We start from the raw sequence: 19,786 nt of genomic DNA, 5'->3' as shown, positions 1-19,786 counted from the left end.
TTTATTGGGTGGGCAGCCAGTTTTCTAATTCGGCAATTTCTTGAGCAATTAAGTCCTGAAGTTGTTCTTCTGAAAAGTCTTGAATTTCTGAAATGATTGTTTTTTCATTGCTTGGGGGCTGTTGGGTTTCTGTAGATTGTGCTAAATATTGAGCTAGGGTTTCAATAGTAGGAAAGTTCCAAGCGATCGTTACTTCTAGTTCTTGAGGTAAAGCTAACCATTCTTGTAAATCTTGAGCTAATTCTACGGCAATCACTGAATCTATGCCATAATCTGCAAATGATTGTTTTGGATCGATCGTTTGCGTCGGTATTTTTAATTTTTGACTCAGCCAATCGATCAACCATTTCTCAATTTTTGTAACTGGTATCTTGACATTTCTCGATTTTGTACTAATTGTTGCTTGAGTTTTAGATTTGGTTTTTTGCGTTGTTTTTCTCAAGAGTGCGTCTAATTCTTGGTCTTCTCCTGCTAATGTTTGTTCTAGATCACCGATACTTGTTTCATATTGGATAATTTCTTGGCTGGTTTGTTCAGCATTTCTATAAATCAAACGATTTTTGGCTAAAGCTTGAGATAGCTTTTGTTCGTATTGATGCTGTGTCCATGCGATCGCTGTTTGTGCTGATTCTGATGACTGGGTTTTCAATACAGCTAATAAAATAGCAAAAGTCGCTAAATCTCCAATCAAAATCATCGCCCAACGTTTAGCGGTGAGGGGTTCGGAAAATGGCGAATGAGAACTATTATAATACTTTTGTATTTCTTGAGCCGCCGTAACGAGGTTTTGATAAACATCTGGCGTTTTTAAAGTAACACTCAGAAAATGTTTTAAATCATCACTTTGGTTGCTCACTCGTGAACCCAAAAACATCTTTAAGGTTTCTGTTGGCCCTTCAAAAATCCTTAAAACCCTTGCATCACGTAAGATTTGAGGAGCGATATTCGTTTCAATATATCCCCTACCCCCCAAACATTGTACTAAATCATCGGCTGCTTGCCAGTAAAATTCAGGTGCAGCTATTTTACAAGCTGTATAAGCTTCGACTGGAACAAATTGATTATGATCGAGTAATTGCGCGATTTGTTTAACTAAAACTTCAACTGCGGTAATTGCTGCCGTTAACTCATTTAATCGTACTAAAATCCAAGGATTATCTAATAAACGACCTGTGGCAATAATACGACGTTCACTATAACGTAGCATTAACTGAGCGCATCGTTTCATTCCGCCAACACAAGCCGCAGCAATGCCTAAACGTCCATACATCATGGCATCTTGGGCGACTTTCATCCCCATACCTGCTTCACCTAATCGCTGCTTATCCTGAACTGGGACATTATTAAGATATATGGTATTCTGTACCATGCCCCGCATCCCCATTGTTAAGGCTTCGGGGCCTTGACGCAATCCTGAAGACCCTTTACGCACCACAAAACTACTAATTCCTTCAGGTTCTTGCACAAAAACATTAATAACTCCCGCCCATGCTGCGGAACCACTCCAGATTTTTGTTCCTTGTAATAACCAACCGTCCTGAGTATGGGGAATAGCTTGTGATGCGATCGCTTGTGGGTTGGAACCTGCACCTGTTTCAGTCAGGGCAAAAGCGGCTAATTCTCTTCCTGTCGCCAAAATAGGTAGGAGTTCTTCTTTTAGAGATTGACTTCCAAAATTCAGTATCGGACGAATCCCTAAAATATTGTTTAATCCAACAAATAAAGATAAGGTGATATCGATCCCGCCTAACTGTTCTAAAATGCTCAAGGTATCCGTATGATTTAATTCTAGTCCGCCATAGTGGGCAGGAATTTGCAGACCGAGTAATCCTTGATTGCCAAAATCTAGCACGATCGCAGGAGAAATACAACGACGCTCATCCATAAGACGAGAGTTAATCTGTTCATTTGCATAGGTGCGTAGCCATTGTATTAAATCATTAGTACGATTTTGAGAAAGAGAGGTTGTCACAGAACGAGCAATCAGGTTTAAACTATTTTCTAGAAATTGATTTTTACAAACATGGCGTTGAATTTTGCCACTAGAAGTTTTAGAAAGACTCCCCTGTTTTAGTAATACAATAGTATTGATTTGTAAGCCGTGTTTTTGAGAAATTGCGGAACGAATGGCGGTAAAAACTGCTTCTTGATTCAGTTGACTGATTGATTCTCGTCTGATTTCAGCCGCGATCGCTAATTGTTCTTCACCTGTTTCTAAGATACTAAATGCTGCACAACAACCTTGACGAATGGCTACATGACTTTGCTCTACGGTTTGTTCAAGATCTTGGGGATAATAATTTTGACCCCGAATAATCATTAAATCTTTAATGCGCCCTGTGACAAATAATTCCCCTTCTTGTAAAAAACCTAAATCCCCTGTTCGTAAAAATGATGTTTTTTCTAAATTAGCGTGAAATGTTTCTTGTGTCTTTTCGGGCTGATTCCAGTAGCCTTGAGCAACACTTAATCCTGATACCCAAATTTCACCAATTTTGCCATTTTTTAGAGGTTTTAGGGAGTTTGGCTCGACGATTATCACTGTTTGCTCAGGGTGAGTTTGCCCACAACTGACGATATTTTGAGATTTTGAGTGATTGGGGGTAATAATAACCTGATTTTGTTGTACAGCTTGGCTATCTACTGTTTTAATAATTGGCGATTGATTTTTCGGCCCTCCAGAGACAAATAAAGTCGCTTCTGCTAAACCGTAGCAAGGATAAAAAGCTTCACGACGAAACCCACAAGGGGCAAATGCTTCAGCAAATTTTTCTAGAGTTTGAGATGAAATAGGTTCTGCACCGATAAAAGCGAGATCCCAAGAACGGAGATTGAGTGTAGCTTTCTGTTGAAGAGTAATTTTTTCTAAACAAAGATTATAGGCAAAATTTGGCCCACCGCTTGTGGTTGCTTGATAGCGCGAAATCGCTTCTAACCAGCGAATCGGTTTTCGCAAAAAACTAACAGGTGACATTAATATAACAGGAAATCCACCATAAAAAGGCTGAAGGATTCCCCCAATTAATCCCATATCATGATAAGGAGGTAGCCAACTTACAACTTTGCTCTGGTTATGATGCTCGAATGCTTGATAGATGAGGCTTGAGTTATGTAAAAGATTACCATGAGTGAGCATAACTCCTTTGGGTGTTCCTGTAGAGCCAGATGTATATTGGATAAATGCTAATGTATTCCGATCAATCTTTGGTTGATGCCAATTAACAGCCGTTTCATCTTCTAGGCAATCGGTAATCAGATAAGATAGCTGCGTAAATTCTGGTCTATCATTATACAGTGTCGTTGTTGTTAAAATTACACTTGCTTGACTATCTGTGACGATCGCTTGCAAACGAGATAAATTTTGTTGATATTGGGGTGGATATGCAGGAATAGCAACGACACCCGCATATAAACAGCCAAAAAAAGCAGTAATTAACTCTAATCCAGGCGAATAAAGTAATATTGCTCGTTTATGAGTTAAATTTTGTGCTTGTAAATGAGCCGCTATTTTTCGTGCTTCAAAATCGAGTGCTTGATAAGTCTGGCTAATTTCTTCGGTTTCACCATTGACTAAAAAATAATAAGCGATTTGTGCAGGCTGTTCGTTTGCCCTGTACTGTAATAGATCGACTAATGTTGTTGGTGGTTTAGGAAAAAGATCAAAAAGATGAGCCACTGTAAATAAGTTTGAAGCAAGCAAGATTAATATCGATTGAAAAAAACTTGTTAGGGTTTGGTCACCAAACCGCCGACCAAACCGACTTCGAAAGTCGGTTCGCAAGCAGCGGTGCATTCCGCACCCCTACAAAAAATTTTACCAAAAGCTTGAGTTTCCTTTTAAGATGTGGGTCTGTTAAATTTTAACCCCTACCTTCAATTAGACAGTCGGACGACCTTCAGCAAAACCCGATAAAATATAGTGTTGTGTTGGGTCGAGTCCCGCTTGCACAAACGGGATTAGATCTTGATTGGCGTTAAGATAGGTGTTAGGGTCAAAGGTAATTTGTCGTCCCTCACCGCGTCCATTAAACAGATAATGATTAGAAGCTGTTTCGATCTTAGCGGCATAATCGGGAATGGAGGCAAAAGCGTTAATTAAATCACCGTTGGAAGCTAGATAGCGATCGGATGGGAATAAATTTGGGTCACGGTTTTCTAACGCACCATTAGTAATAAAATGAGCCGTGGCAGCTTGAGTATCGGTTCCAAAAACACCGAGTAAATCATCATATGAAGCTAAATAGCGAGAAGGAATAAAAGCCGTTGTTGAGCGTCCTTCAGCATATCCATTAGTAATATAATGTTGAGTCGCGACAGCACCATTCAAACCAAAAGCAACAATTAAGTCGTCCCCTGTGACATAACTAGAGGCAATATAACGAAATTCATCAAAAAGATCTTTACTGCGCCCTTCGGCTTGACCGTTAGTCAGATAATGATTGGTTAATGCTTCTAAATTGTATCCAATATTTGTAATTAAATCTACATAGGATGCACCATATTGAGCGGGATCAAGCTCAACTGGGGGAGGGGGAGGTACAACATCGCTCACACCATTAATCGTCAGGGCGACAGTTGCTGTATCAGTGCCACCTCTGCCATCACTAATCGTATAACTGAAACTATCCCCTGTGCTTTGCCCATCAACAAGATAGTTAAACTGTCCATTAGGATTGTAGCTATAACTACCATCTGCATTTAAAGTAACGAGCGCTCCAGAATCGATTACGAGGGTTCCGATGCTGGTATTGCCATTGAGTGCAGTAACAGTAATCGGATCGTTATTTGGATCGCTATCATTTGCGATCACATTTCCAGTTAAAACCTGATTTTCTAGAATAGTACCACTATCGTCATTAGCGACTGGCGGAGCATTTTCGGCGATCGGTTCTGGATCATCTCTAAAAACTACACTATCCTGACTAGCACTAGGATTAATCGTATAACCTTCACCTGGTAATAAAGTATAAGTGACCGTTAAGGGATCTTCGGCTTCGTCATCTTGAAAGATGGGTGAACTAATAGTTGCTGTTTGTGAAGTGATTGTAAATTCAACACCCGTGTTATCAATGTCTGGCATGGGAAACTCCCCGCCTGTAACTGTGATATCAAAGACACTTATTTGATTTAAGCTTTCCCTAACGTCTGTCGTCAAACGGACAGTGACTCCGCCTGATGGAGGGGGTTCACTCAGATTAAAAGTCAAGACTAGAACGGTTGATTCGGATTCAACGAGTACAGATGGATTTGCTGAAAAACTGACAACTGGAGCCATATAGGTTTATTCCTTAGTAAAAATCAACAATATTTCGGTTTAACTTGATTCTTGTTCGTCACTGAATATTTCGTCACTGAAGATTACGAAAACTGACATTAGCTTTTGAGAAAAAACTTGAATATAAAGCAGCAAGAAAAATTAAGATTTCAATGACAACCAATTTTATTATAGTCGATTTGTGTATTCTTTTTTACGGCTGCCAAAAAAAGCGGTGATCAATTTAATCACCGCCTAATCTAAGACCGTTTTACCAAAGAATCACTTAGCTAAAAACAAAGTTATCAGCACTGAGTTGATTCGTATTGATGCCGAGGAGTTTAGCGATTTCTTGCTCACCAGAAACAATTAAAGTATTATTTCCCTGTTGAGTGAAGCTTAAGTCATCAAAGCTAAGACCTAAACCCCCAATGCCAAGAACATCAACACCATTTTCAAAATCAGTAATGGTATTCGCCGACTCTGGATATTCAGCAGAGGCTAACCAGAACTGCTCTTCGCCAGTTCCACCTGAAATCGTACTATTGCTGCCAAGGAGATAGAAGATATCATTTCCACTACCACCAAAAGCGCGATCGTTACTACCGACAAACAGAGTATCATTTCCCGATTGTGCGTAGAGACGATTGTTTCCTAAACCATTGGAGGTATCGATTAAGTCATCTCCCGCGCCCGCAAATACGAGATCATTGCTACCGTTGAAGCCTTCTGGCGTAACTCCTGCATCGAATTGATCATCTTCTATGGTTCCGTTGAACACTCCTTCGTCGCCATCGTCGATAGTGATGGTTACTGCACTTGCTTCTGGATCAACCCCATAGATTTCTCCATCGAGCAAGCTGTAGGTGAAGGTTTCAACGCCTTCATTTGGCCCGTCATCGAATACATCTAAAGTAATGGTTGCCGTATTTTCGGTCATCACCGCAATAAAACCACTCGCGTCCGCATTCGGTTCAGGTTGAGCCGCAAATCCTTCATAAATGGGTAGGAATTCCCCATCTTCAAAGACAACAAACTCACCTAGAGAGGCGAACACATCGCTGGCGACATTAACTTCTAAACCGCCTTCTGGAATGACTCCATCGACAATATTTAAAGTTAGGGTTAAAGAATCACCCTCCATAAGCTCGGTTGGCTCGATGCTGATGCCAACGATCGGATCATCTAGATTCGGTACACCATCGCTAATCACCACAGAAGCAGAATCAGCCTCAGAATTAACATCGTAGCCGTCTCTCGTGCGTAGATCTAAAGTGAAGGTTTCATCGAGTTCAGCGACCGTATCATCAAAAGCGGTAAGTTTGATAAAGGCTTCTGGTGCGGTGATCTTCCAAAGAACGGTCACTTCGCCAGTCGGTGACTCTAGATAGTCGTAGTATTCAATACCACTGAAGTACTGCGGATCTTCAAAATCGATATTGAAGTCGAACTGCGGACTGAATAAATCGCTGGTGCCGATGATCAGACCATCTGCTGGGATCTCGCCGTCTACACTAAAACTAAAGGTGACGGGTGTACCTTCGGCTTCTGTAATTAGACCGGGTGTAGCTGTCACGCTAACTATCGGATTACCAATAGGCTCGAGAGTGATATCTAAGTTATAAGCACCAGTATTGCGACCAGAATTAGGATCAATTCGACCACTGCTATTTTCGCCTGTTAGCGGATCATAAACGCGGTTTTGCCATTGAGCAACACCAACATAGTAGGTTCCCGACTCAGTTGCAGTGAATTCTAGATAAGGATCACGGTTCGCTACAAATAGTTCATCTGGAGCATAACCATCCGCATTGAAGGCTAACTGTTCACCTGCTGCGTTAAACAACCGTAATTCTGAGTCGAGTCGTTGAGTAGCACTATAACCATCTAACTCATAAGCGATCGAATCGATATCAATTTTTACCGTTTCACCTGCATTAAGTGTTAACGAATAGAAATCGATATCTTCTGAAGCATCAATGAGTACCGAGTTACCGTTTTCATCATCAAATTCGTATTGAGCGATCTCACCTTCAAAGGTCACACTGGTATTTACAGATGTTAAACCTGTGGCGATCGCTGTGGCAATCGTATCGTTAGTTTCTTCAGTGGAAGTCGGTGCGGTCTCAGGACTATCATAGATGGTGAAAATTGCCTCACTACCAGCAGAATCGACTTGATATCCAGTTCCTGCTTCTAATGTAAAAGTCACTGTCTCAGAAGGCTCTGCTTGGCCGTCATCAGCAATATTGGCAGTGACAGTCGCATTCTGTTCTGTAATTTTGAGTGTAAAACTGTCAGCAGTTGTTCCGACAATTTCGCCACCTGTTATATCTAATGTTTCAGCATCAAATTCGCTCCATCCATCCGTACTTACTGTTACTGTTACACCCTCAGATGGCGGTGCTGCACTGAGTCTGAAGTTAAGATTAGCAACGGTTCCTTCTGACTCGATTAAAGTTTCGGTATCGGTTGTCAGGCTAACTTGAATTTGGGAGTCTGGTGTATCTTTGATCGTCAACAAAGCACTGCTCATCGCTGGATTGACAGTGTAGCCTGCTCCTGGTCTTACTTCTACATTAAACTGCTCGATTCCTTCAGCGATTTCGACGCTGTTGAACACAGGTAGTGTAATGGTTGCTGTCTGAGCAAACATCTGGAAGTAGAAGCCACTAACCGCACCATCGGAGATGGGTAAACCACCTGTAAACTCGGCTTCAAACACGGTGAATTCGTTGAGGAAATCGAAGGCATTACCGCTTACATACACCTGTACGCCTTCGGGTGGTGGGGGTTCACTCAAGCTCAGAGTAATGGTAAACTCAGTTTCTTCTGATTCGATTAGTTCATTCGGACTAATCGCGATACTAGCTTCGGGTGTTGTTGTAGGAGTAGGAATCTGTTCTACAGTGTCGTAGAAGGTGACGGTAGAACTACTAGCTGGAGAAACTGTATAGCCTGCGCTTTCAACGACTGAGAAGGTAAAGGTTTCTGGCCCGTCGCTTTCGGCTTCTTCTCGATTGCTAGGATTAAATGTGATAGTAGCGAAAGGTTGTTCTAGGAGGAACTTAAAGCCTGTTGCTTGACCGTTTTCATCGTAAACGGCAGTTAGAAATTGTCCACCGCGACTAAATGGTTTACCGTTGAGGTTACCGCCATAGGCTACGCTGTAATCTCCTTCTTCAATCCCGCCAAAGTAGTCAGTGAAAACCAGATCGCTGCTGACGTAGACTTCAACTCCACCTTCAGGAATTTCACCATTAGCGACTAAAACTAAATTGAGAGCCGAGCCTGCATCTTCGGGAACAGTTTCGGCAATTCCAGGTGCAATGATATCAAACCCAAGATTATCAAAGTCTGTTCCGTAAGTTCCTGTAACTGTAAATAAGGAAATAGCTGGCCCTGCACCTGTACTGGGTGGAATGTCGGTGGGTTCAGCAATGAACGCATCTGGATCATTGAGGGCAATATTAAGGGTATACTGTCCTGTCCCGTATTCATCAATCGCTTGCTCAGAGTATCCTGAACCACTTGCGGGAGTCTGCGGATCATATCCATTATTGTTGTAAAGACTGACCCCAATGTAATAGACTCCATCAGCAGGAGCCGTAAATTCAATATAAGATTGGAATCCAGCATCAAAGATCTCATCTGGAGCCGCACCATCATCATTGGAGGCTAACTGGGCCCCAACAGAGTCAAAAACCCGCAGCCAAGTGTCTACTTTTCGTCCTTCTCCAAATTGATTGGAGTCTGTATCAATTTTGATAGTATCGCCTGCTGTGAGATTAACTTTGTATAAATCTACATCTTCGCTGGCATCAACGTAGAGAAAACCGCCCTCAACCTCATAACGATTCGTATTGTCGTAGTCTAGTGTACTGGTGAAAGAAACATTTGGATAAGATTCACTAAGTCGAGTATCAACGGCTAGAGCCAGAGTATCGTTAGGTTCAGCGATCGTTGTTGGTGGTGCAACTTGATCAAGTACATCAATGATCGTAAAGCTACCGCTATTAGCAGTCGGGCTAATTTGATAGCCATCTCCATCAACGAGCGTAAAGGTCGCTGTCTCTAGTCCTTCAGCTACTCCATCATTAGCAACAGGTAAATCAACAATTGCGGTTTGTGCAGTAATCGTGAGATCAAAACCATCGGTACGAACGGCGGATATCGTTCCACCTTCAACAACAACCTCTGCTAAATCAAATTCACTTAGATTCGGCACACTCACTGAGACAGTAATTCCGCCTTCTGGAGGGGCAGTACTCAGAGTAAAAGTATGAACAGAAACGGTTCCATTTTCTTCTACTAGAAGGCTAGGAGTAGTACTTAAACTAACCTGAATTTCAGAAGTTGGTGTATCAGAAAGCGTCAGAGTTATCGGAGTGCTTTCTGGTGAGATTGTATATCCAGGGGCTTCTTGCAAACTGAGGGTGACTTTTTCAATTCCTTCAGTGTCGCCATCTGGGAAGATGGGAATTGTAATGCTGGCTTCTGATTCCAAAATTTTGAAGAAGAAACCTGTTGAACGGAAGTTCGGGGCGGGGAACACTCCTCCTTCGACTTCTCCAGCAAAGATGTTGAAGTCGCCTAAGAATTGCTCTAGGGCAGCTACCGAAACTAGCACGCCTTCAGAAGGAATTTCACCATCTACCGTAAAGTTAACAGTGAGTAAGGTTTCTTCTGATTCGACTAAATTCGTTGTCGAAACGCTGAAGTTGACTTCGGGTACAACAGTTGGTCTGGGAACGTTAGTTAGGGTATCGTAGAAGGTAACGCTAGAGGTGTCCCCATCTGGCGCGATTTGATATTCGGCTCCTGCTACTGCTTCTAGGGTAAATGTTGTGTTGACGATGCCAGTTGCTTCTTCGTCGTTGAGTAGTCGTAGGCTGACGATCGCATTGGGTTGGTCAATTCTGAATTTAAAGCCAGTTGCCTCGCCTGTTTCGGGGTCGTAAATCGCTTCAAGAATTTGCCCCCCTGGACTAAAAGGAGGTCTAGCAAGTCCTGTAAAATAATCTGTTAGATCAAGATCGCTATTGACATCGACGACTAAACCACCTTCTGGGATTTCTCCTTCGGTGTTGAAGACGAAGGTGAGTAGGCTGGCTCCTTCTTCTAGCGAGCGCACTAGATCTGAGGCTAGAATATTATCGCCAGAATCAAAGCTACCTGAAATTGTGTTAAAGGAAACTGTTGTCATAGTTGTTGTTAACTCTTCAATAGTTATTGTGGTCGTTTGAGCATTCGGATTAACGGTATAACCTTCACCTGGAAGTAGGGTGAAAGATAGGTTTTCTGTCCCTTCTGTCACATCCTCATCCAACACCTTGATCGTAATCGTGGCTGTCTGTTCGGTGATGTTGAAATAAAAACCACTGGCATCTTCATTGGGTTCAGGAAACTCTCCCCCTGTAAATTCAAGAGCAGAGATATCAAATTCACCTAGTGCATCGACGGTTTCGCTATCAAGATAGACGGTTACGCCTTCTGGGGGCGGTGCTTGATCTAAGCTAAAGGTTAGGGTTAATGCCGTCCCGTCAGCTTCTCTAAGCAAGGTTGGTGATGCACTCAGGCTAACAACTGGTGTCGTCTGGCTATAGGGGTAACGTTAAACTCATAAGTATAAGTTGAAGGTTCTCCTGTTTGCTGAAACCAGAATGTATAGTCTCCACTGGCTAAAGGCCCTGTAAAGCCAATGGTTCCAGCCCCTCTGCCAATATTATCTAATACATTTGTACCGACTTGATTGGCATTGATATGACTCCAACCTAAAAGTCTAGAAACATCGATTTCTGAGGGCAGACCAAATTCAGTAAAGGTAGTCCCCTCTTGCACCGCAGCAAAGGCAATATCATCGGTCGAATTATAGGACGCAAGTATAATTGACTCCAGTTGAAACCCTGCTGGTATGTTGACGGTGACATATTCAATATCACCTGCTGATGAGGTAGCCCGTAGAGAATTTACTCCTGCTGCTAACTGAAGAAATAAAGGATTTTCTGGATCATCAGAAATATCTCCGTTAACATTTTCATTGTAGTTAGCGAAAACACCAGAATAATGATCTTTGATAAATGGCAAAAAGGTTAATTCACTGCTCACTTGACCTATTTGATAGTCAAGTTGCCATCTTCCTCCTTGCTCAGAACTACCAACTTTTTGAGTTGATGCAGTAATACTGGCTTTTGTCAATTGGTGCAGTCGTTCTAGAAAACGAATTCCTGTAAGAGTTGCGGCTACTTCACAACCATAAATCAGTAAAGAAGCTCCACCAATGCTGTTTGACCAATTTTTCAACTGCTCTGCATACTCTTCTATGTTGTCTATATTAAGTTCAGTACAACCGAGTTTCAAACTACCCGATGAGCCATGAGCGATTAAATGAACGTTCTTAACGGATGTTGATTGACTCAGAATTTGAGTTATTTGTTGAATTCCATCCTCAGAAGCAGTGATCAGTCTAGCTTCTACATCAGCTTGAATTCCAGACATCAGCATCATGAAATCTTTAACTGATTGATCAATGAAGACTAGCGTCTGTTTTTTTGCTTCAAAATCACTGCTGACTAGCTTATGATCACTTGATAAGCGTTCAACAATCATGCTACGTCCGCTACAAAGATTGGAAATTGGCATTGTCTGGGAAGTCATTGGCAGAGTTACCTTATGCTTGATTAGTCATGTTGTACTGCATATATATTCAACAGTTTTGTGAGCAATTGAATATACATGATATTAATCATCTTTCACGCTAAACTCTTTTGCTGAAGCATACTTGAATTTAGGTGAAAACTCTTCCACTGTCTGAAATTTGGCTATAGCCGATCGCAAGCAAGAGAAGTTTTATCGATAACTTATGTCAATTAGATTTAATTAAGAAAAACATACCACTTTAAGGGCTTTTTTGCCAAGCGTTTTTTATCAAATTTTTGTAAAGTTTTAGGAAAGACCATTTTGTCAAGCTTTTGAGCTTCAAGCACTAGAAAATGAGATAGCACTTAAAGACTATGCTATCTTCCGCCTCTTGAATCAATTGGTCAAAAAAGATACAAATTGTTCAGGTCAAGTCTTCTAACTTATTGATATTAATTATTAATTGTGCTAAAAACGACTATCAAAACGTCTGTCCTACGATTTGTGCAAAATTTGCATATTTACTTAAGCTTTTTTAAGCTCGATGCTAGGGGTGGCGGCGTTGCCATTTTAAAAATAGTCCAGCCCCGAACAGGCTTAATAATCCTGGAATCATCGCAGGCTCTGAAACAGAAGGGGTCGGATCGACAGCGTTTCGCCAAACGGCAAAAATTGGGTTACTAATATTACGATCACTGACCAAGTTAATCAGTTCCACATAAATAATATCTTCAACGGGAGAGTAAAACAAATTAGAACGATAACCCAGTGTTTGTCCTCGATGTCCATACCATAAGCGTCTTGGTGATTCTAAACGACCAATCCCTAAACCATAAGCCGCATAATTTTCTGAAGCACCACCATTGACAAAAGTCAACATTTGATCTAGAGACTCAGGTTCGAGCAACTCATCATTAATCAGTAAGGCTTCCATGAAACGGGCTAAATCTTGAGTATTAGACACCATCGCGCCCGCAGCCCAAGCCCAAGACATATTAGCGGGCGTAGTATCATTCAGACTACCATTATTATCAAAATCCCAGTAACCATTAACAAAACCACCAGTGATCGTTTCTTCATTAGCAAAGAAAGTATCATCTAAATCGAGTGGCTCAAGAATGCGAGAGCGAATCTCACTCGCAATACTAGAATTAGTAACAGATTCAGCAATCATACCTAGTAAAATATAATTAGTACTAGAATACGCCCAAGATTCGCCAGGCTCAAAAAGAGGATCTTGTCCATCAATAAAAAAGACAAGTTCTTCAGGTTGCCAATCATTAAAGAAGACACCAATATTAGTTTGTGCTTGTATAAATAAAGGATCTAGATAATCAGAGAGTCCGCTAGTATGGTTCAATAGCTGTCGAATCGTAATACTTTCATGATTAGGAATAGCAGACACCACTGAAGGTGGAAGCCACTGATCTAAAGTATCATCAAGAGACAACCGCCCCTCTTCTACTAATTGCAAAATAGTCGTTGCTACAAAGGTCTTGGTAATACTGCCAATTTGAAAGCGATCCTCTAAAACTACTTCCGTTCCCGTTTGTAGATTAGAAGCACCACTAGCACCAAACCAAGTCCCTCTAGGGCTAACAATAGCGACAGCAGCCCCAGGAATATCATCCAAAGCTTGATCGAGAGCGTTTTGAAGTTGAGCATCTAAATCGTCGCTAACCGTATTTGTTACTTCATAGCTGTTAACAGAAGTTCCTGTAAAAGAAGCTTGAGCATCTTCTGAAATACTCACAGTAACAGCGATCGCTAAAACCAGTGATGCTACTGTTTGACTCAGCAATCCTAAATATTTCATTAATTTATTTCTCAATTCTTTAACAAAAGATTAGATAAAAATGCTAGAAAAAGATTTTGTGAGAGCATTTAAAGGCAACTTTACCCAACATTTAAAATTAGCTTACTACAGAAAGACCATTCAAACCTAATGAAATTATTAAATTTTAAATCATCAAAATCATGAACATTCTAGAAAGTCTCAAAATGGCATCAGCTACCTTAATTGCTCATAAACTGCGAAGTAGCCTAACAATAACTGGGATCACCATTGGGAGTGCTTCAGTAATATTAATGATAGGGATCGGACAAGGTGCCAAACAACTCACAACCGAACAGTTTAAATCCTTAGGGCCAAATGTTCTATTTGTCTCTCCTGGAATCGAAAACGAACGACAAACGACCTTAAATCCACCTAAAACACTTGTTTTAGCCGATGCCGAAGCGATCGCAGAACAAGTCCCGACAGTGGCAGCAGTCGCCCCACAAATCAATCTAAGAGAACTCATCACCTATAGAGGGCGCAACACCAAACAATTAGTTTTAGGAGTAACACCAGAATTTCTAGAAGTGAGAAACTACCAAATCGCTCAAGGACGATTTATTAAAGACATCGATCTCAAACGCAATACATCAGTTGTCGTACTCGGTTCTGATTTAGCTAAACAACTTTTTGCCGAGCAAACCCCTTTAGGCAAAGAAATCCAAATCAGAAATCTTCGCTTAGAAGTAATTGGGATCATGGAACCAAAAGGAACATTTTTAGGCACCAATCAGGATGAAACAGCTTATTTACCCATTACCACCCTTAAGCTTAAACTCAGGGGACAAAACTCGCCCTATGGAACCTCTCTAACCTATATCTCAGTTTCAGCAAAAAATCAAAATAGTATTCGGGCTGCCAAATTCCAGATCGAAAACCTGCTCCGTCTACGACATAAAATTACAGGTGAAGATGATTTTACCGTACAAACCCAACAAGCCATTCTGCAAACCGTTAATCTCGTCACCACTGGACTAATTGTCATGTTAGCCCTAATTGCTGGTATTTCCTTACTCGTCGGTGGCATCGGAGTCATGAATATCATGTTAGTTTCCGTCACCGAACGAACCCCAGAAATCGGACTACGCAAAGCAATTGGTGCAACCGAAAAAGATATACTCATTCAGTTTTTGATTGAATCGATTATTTTGTCAACTGCGGGCGGATTATTAGGAGCATTCATCGGTATTAGTGGAGGTTTTTTAATCACTAGCCTATCTACTTTGTCCGTCATCCTGTCTCCTTGGATAATTGCTCTAGCAGTTGGTACATCGGGCGGGATTGGGTTGTTTTTTGGTGTAGTTCCAGCCAAACAAGCCGCCAAACTAGAACCGATCGTTGCTTTAAAAAAAACGTAAAGACGCGACGGGGCTTATGAACTGCGCTTTTCAAGTGACGCAGACAGCCCCAGATCTATCACGTTTCTACATTTCATGATCCTTTAAGAGGATCTCAACATCTCGCAAAGTACGGAACGCATAACCTCCCAAACCGACTAACATCGTACAGAGTGCCGTAAAAGAATATAACAGAGCGATCCCCGCCCCTGAACCCGTACCGAAAATTGGGGCAAAAATAGCCGCTAAACCTCCACCAGAACGCATCGTAGGTTCAAAAAAGCGATCAACTAACGGCCCCGCAATTAAAGCAGAAAACGCCGTAATTACTAAACCAATCATCTGATCAGCCGCTAAAACTCTTCCTTGCAACGCGGGAGGTACTTTAGAGTACCAAATCGCATTACTAGAGCTATAAAACAAGGGAATCGGTAAAGAAGCCGCGAAATGTGCGCCAATCCAAACTAGAGGCGTTTGACCTAAACCTAATATGATTTTAAAGAAACCCGTTCCAATAAAACCGAGTAGCATTCCATGAATACGACGTTTAAAACCACCCCAAAAACTGAGTAAAACTGCTCCTAAGATTCCCCCAAGTCCTGCGGCAGTCGTTACAGTTCCTAAAACCTGAGCATCACCACCAGAACGCGCTAGAATCATGGGTGTGTATAAAGCCTTACCGATATCACTGGGCAAGGCAAAAAGCGAAAAAGCAATCACCATTGCTACCAAACTGGGTTTAGTAGAGATATAGCGAAAACCAAAGGTTAACTTTTGCCAGATGTTTTCTTCAGGTGACGAATGATCTGGAGGTTGGGGGATCACAACACCAAGGAGAGTCCCAATAGCCGCAGTAAAAGTGAGCAGATCGATTAGGAGAATTCCTCTTAAACCAATGATAGTATAAAGACTTCCCGCCAAAGCAGGGGCAATAATCGCACTTCCATAGCCAACTGAAGCCACCATACTTTCAGCACGAGTATAATTTTTTTTTGAGACTAGCATACTAATTGAAGTTGAATAAGCCAGCATTTGAATCTGACCAAAACAACCGTAAATCGCAACTGCCACGTAAAGATGCCAAATTTGTAACTGTTCTGAGAAATAGAGTAGGGCGATCGCACCAGTACAAAATAGGGCAATCCAATCACCCAACAGCATCAAATTTCTACGATTAAAACGATCAACAATAATTCCAGCAACTGGAGTCACAAAAATGCGCGGTAGTTGGGAAAAAAAAGTGACCAAAGTTAGATCGGTCGCTGATCCCGTTTTTTGCCACACCCAAATCGTCAGAGCAAAAACCGTCATAAAACTACCAATGGTAGATACCATCTGCCCTAGCCAAATGATTACAAAAGTTCGCATCGACTAAAACTCCACAGAAATCGTTCCCACGACTGAAAAAGGCGCACCAGGGATTACCCTTAAATCGTTACGTGAGCCTTCAAAATATCGATTATTAAAAAGATTCTTGAAGTTAACAGCTAAGTTTAATGCTCCGCGTCGATAATAAATCGCTGCATCCGCACGAACATAACTCGGTAAGACAAATGAATTTTCTAAATCTCCTTCTTGATCCCCTTCAAAAAATACGCCCATACCAAAACCTAAGCCTTGTAGAACCCCTTGTTGAAGAATATAAGTTGTCCACAAACCCGCCGCGTGTTCTGGTACGTTAGGTAGTACATTATCGATGAAATCAGTCCGTTCATCATCGGTAATAACGGCATCTGTATAAGCGTAAGAACCAATAATGTTCCATCCTGGTAAGATTTCCCCGACGATATCTAATTCGATGCCTCGGCTTTTTTGCTCACCAATTTGGATTTGAAAACCAACATTACCGGGATCTTGTTCGATATAGTTAGTACGAGTAAGATCATAAAAAGCCAAAGTGGTAATGAGCCGATCGGGGATTAGTTCGGCTTTGATCCCTACTTCGTACTGAGTACCTTGTTCTGGTTCAAAAAATTGGCCCTCAAAATTTTGTCCTGTTACTGGCTCAAAAGATTGACCAAAGCTTGCATAAAGGGATATTCTCTCAATTGGTTTATAAATTAAGCCAATTCGAGGACTAAAGATATTGTCTTGTCTGTAGATATTATTTTCTTCTCGTAGTTGATCGATAAAATCTTGCTCGGCAATATCAAAACGTCCCCCGACAACTAAGATGAATTTTTCAAAAAATGTGATCTGATCTTGTAAATAAAATCCCCAAGAATTAATCGTGCTATAGGTATCTTGGAAAGCTCGTCTATTTCTCACACTTTCAGGTTTGTAAACGGGATTAAATATATCAATCCGATCGATATCACTAAAAATAATTTTGTCTTCATTTTCTTCATAGGCATATTCTATTCCAAACAATAGCTTATGAGTCATCCAGCTTGTTGCTTGAATATTACCGACAATGCTCGTATTCAGTGTATAGTTGGTTTGTTGAGATGGGTTATCGGCTAAGATACGTGTGAGAGTGCGATTATCGGCGGCTAGAGAAACGGGTAAAACGAAAACATTTCCTGTTTCTTCTGGGGTAGTGCCAAAAGCGATCAAAAATTGATTATTAATTGACCATTGTTCGCTAATTTGATAGTCAAGACGATAGCCAAATCGATATAAAGAACTTTCACTCTCTGTTAATGATGGTTCCCCTAAGTTCGCTCCTATCTCTAATTTGCCATTAGGATTTCTGACGGCTGTTCCAAGTGAGGGCAATTCAGGGCCAGAGCCATGTGTTTTAGCGTCAATAAACTCACCATCAAAAGTAATTGAACCTTTATCGCCTATTTTTAAAGTAATAGCAGGTGCGACAATGAATCGACGATCGATCCGTTCAAAATCTTGAAAGGTATCTGAAGTCTCATAGGAAGAAACTAAACGATACAAAGCTGTGCGATCGCTAGTTAATGGCCCACCCAAATCAATAACGGGACGATAAAAATTGAATTGACCTGCTGAAAATTCTAGATTATACAGGGGATCAGCAAGAGGTGGTTTGGTGACAATATTAACGGTTCCTCCTAAATTTCCTTGACCAAATAGAATAGAAGCAGGGCCTTTGAGAACTTCGATTCTTTCTATGTTAGTGGTAATCCCTCCAAAAAATCTTTGAGTGTCATCTCTGATACCATTTCTTAATATATTTAAACTTTCAAAACCGCGAATGACAGGAGTTAGAGACAATGAGCTAGTCGAGACACGTCCACTCGTCACACCACTGACATTTCTAAGACTCTCACTAACTGTAGTATTATTTTGATCTTCAATCACTTGTTGGGGAACAACATCAATATCTTGGGGTGTATCTAAAATCGATGTACCATCTCTAGATACGGAAGTCTCTTGAGGAGGTGCATAACTGTTTTCTGGGGGCGTTTCTTGAGTTGCGACGATCACGATCTCGTCTTCTTCCGTAACGATTTCTTCTGATTCAGTTAAACTAATCAGCAATCCCTGTGAACTGGTATTGACTTCTGCGACAGGTTCTGCATCAATCCCGACAATCGTGATCAAAACATTAGAAGACTGTTGTATAACTTGGATCGAAGCGATCCCCGGCAATGGATTAATTTCTTGGAAGTCTCTCGCACCGTTGGGTAGCCTTAATTGAGCATTTTTTAGCTCGACTAATAGCGTATTTCCAGTACGATTTTGAGTAAAGGAAGGCGAAGTGCCATCACTTTGTACAATGAGATCTAAGCCGTTTTCTGTTGTCTCTAAACGGATTTCAGTGATTTGGGTAATTTGGATGACTTGCGCCCAAACAGGTTGCGCTACACAGACGGAAATTGCGCCAGTCAGCCATAAACTAGGGAAAAATAACTCTAGTTTCATTCGTTTCATAGTTGGTTTAATATCTTAGCTGGAGCGGTAGGATAGGACGAGCATCTACAACTTTATTTTTAGCATTATCGTCGAACGTCAACTCTAATAAGGGTGATGCTCCTCGTTCAATAGTGATAATACCATTATCTTCTAGCAAAGAGACAGCATTAGTTAGAGCTAAATGAGTATTAATTTTGATTTTGACACCTGTCAATCTCTTGATTCCTAATGGATGAGTAATAAATTGCCGATGATTTTCGTTTTTTGTGTCTAACCAGTTTGTCAATGCAAGGTCATGAGGAATTGTAAAACACATGGGTTCTTGTATTGCTACTAAATTATGGTGCGAAAAATTAATCTTTGTCTCCCCATCACCCAATGTCAAAAGTCTGTGTTGCTCCATAGACCTTTCTGAATCAAAACGATTAGATTTAGGACGTAAACCAATCCCAAAGGGAGAAGCACCCGTTTGTCGCCACTGCGATCGCTCTAATAAGTTGATCCTCGTTTGTGATAAATATTGTCTAAAAGCGATTTCATCTTCAACAGAGATAATCTCAAGGTAAGCATTTTCAAAGAAATATAGTATTGAAACTGTGCCTTGTGTCTTGTGTCGTACTATTTGATTAACGTTGTTTAAACCTAATCCTTGAAGCGCAAAAATGTTTGGTAAACTGCCTCCTGCATAGATTTGAAGATGATCGACTTCTAGTAAAGCATGATTTTTGTTCACCATTAGTAATTGAGTTGTCATAGATATTTTTCCATTTTTGTTGATAGTGTTTCCTCAGCAAAGCAAAAAGCGAATGTATGAGTTTTTTAAATAAAATTGTTCATCAATTCAAATAAAGGCTTAGCTCAAACAAGTTCAAGATTAGATAAATGATACAA

The 19,786-nt window shown here is 41.0% G+C and carries 9 protein-coding genes; 1 reads left to right on the top strand and 8 read right to left on the bottom strand.

Features of this window, described 5'->3' with window-relative positions; all coding sequences use genetic code 11:
* Position 1: 1 nt before the first annotated feature.
* From CFPU101_RS00300 to CFPU101_RS00275, 5 genes are all read right to left on the bottom strand, one after another.
* Positions 2-3,793 (bottom strand): AMP-binding protein, encoded by a 3,792-nt coding sequence (locus tag CFPU101_RS00300; RefSeq protein WP_206813356.1) that lies wholly within the window; start codon positions 3,791-3,793, stop codon positions 2-4.
* An 84-nt stretch (positions 3,794-3,877) separates the two neighbouring features.
* Complete coding sequence (locus tag CFPU101_RS00295) at positions 3,878-5,275, bottom strand: Ig-like domain-containing protein (RefSeq protein WP_206813355.1); 1,398 nt, start codon at positions 5,273-5,275, stop codon at positions 3,878-3,880.
* Between the two features lie 265 nt (positions 5,276-5,540).
* Entirely contained in the window at positions 5,541-10,814 is a 5,274-nt protein-coding gene (locus CFPU101_RS00285; protein WP_242577695.1) for a pre-peptidase C-terminal domain-containing protein, read from the bottom strand.
* Positions 10,815-10,828: 14 nt separating this feature from the next.
* On the bottom strand, positions 10,829-11,911 hold the full coding sequence (locus tag CFPU101_RS00280; protein ID WP_206813354.1) for a DUF4347 domain-containing protein: 1,083 nt from the start codon (positions 11,909-11,911) through the stop codon (positions 10,829-10,831).
* 529 nt (positions 11,912-12,440) lie between these two features.
* On the bottom strand, positions 12,441-13,709 hold the full coding sequence (locus CFPU101_RS00275) for a serine hydrolase (protein WP_206813353.1): 1,269 nt from the start codon (positions 13,707-13,709) through the stop codon (positions 12,441-12,443).
* A gap of 161 nt (positions 13,710-13,870) precedes the next feature.
* Here CFPU101_RS00275 and CFPU101_RS00270 point away from each other — a divergent pair, with 161 nt between their 5' ends.
* Positions 13,871-15,088 (top strand): ABC transporter permease, encoded by a 1,218-nt coding sequence (locus CFPU101_RS00270; protein ID WP_206813352.1) that lies wholly within the window; start codon positions 13,871-13,873, stop codon positions 15,086-15,088.
* Positions 15,089-15,154: 66 nt separating this feature from the next.
* Here CFPU101_RS00270 and CFPU101_RS00265 read toward each other — a convergent pair whose 3' ends face one another.
* Genes CFPU101_RS00265 through CFPU101_RS00255 form a run of 3 tightly spaced genes read right to left on the bottom strand, consistent with a single transcriptional unit; the run spans position 15,155 to position 19,649 of the window.
* Positions 15,155-16,435 carry an MFS transporter gene (locus tag CFPU101_RS00265; protein ID WP_206813351.1) on the bottom strand — a complete coding sequence of 427 codons (1,281 nt, stop codon included), beginning with the start codon at positions 16,433-16,435 and terminating at the stop codon, positions 15,155-15,157.
* 3 nt (positions 16,436-16,438) lie between these two features.
* Positions 16,439-18,913, bottom strand: a complete 2,475-nt coding sequence (locus tag CFPU101_RS00260) for a TonB-dependent siderophore receptor (protein WP_242577694.1) — start codon at positions 18,911-18,913, stop codon at positions 16,439-16,441.
* A gap of 7 nt (positions 18,914-18,920) precedes the next feature.
* Positions 18,921-19,649 (bottom strand): hypothetical protein, encoded by a 729-nt coding sequence (locus CFPU101_RS00255; protein ID WP_206813350.1) that lies wholly within the window; start codon positions 19,647-19,649, stop codon positions 18,921-18,923.
* Positions 19,650-19,786 lie beyond the last annotated feature (137 nt).

The organism is Chroococcus sp. FPU101, from assembly GCF_017312365.1.
Lineage (GTDB): Bacteria > Cyanobacteriota > Cyanobacteriia > Cyanobacteriales > Microcystaceae > Chroococcus.
This window is presented reverse-complemented; position numbering and strand designations above follow the sequence as displayed.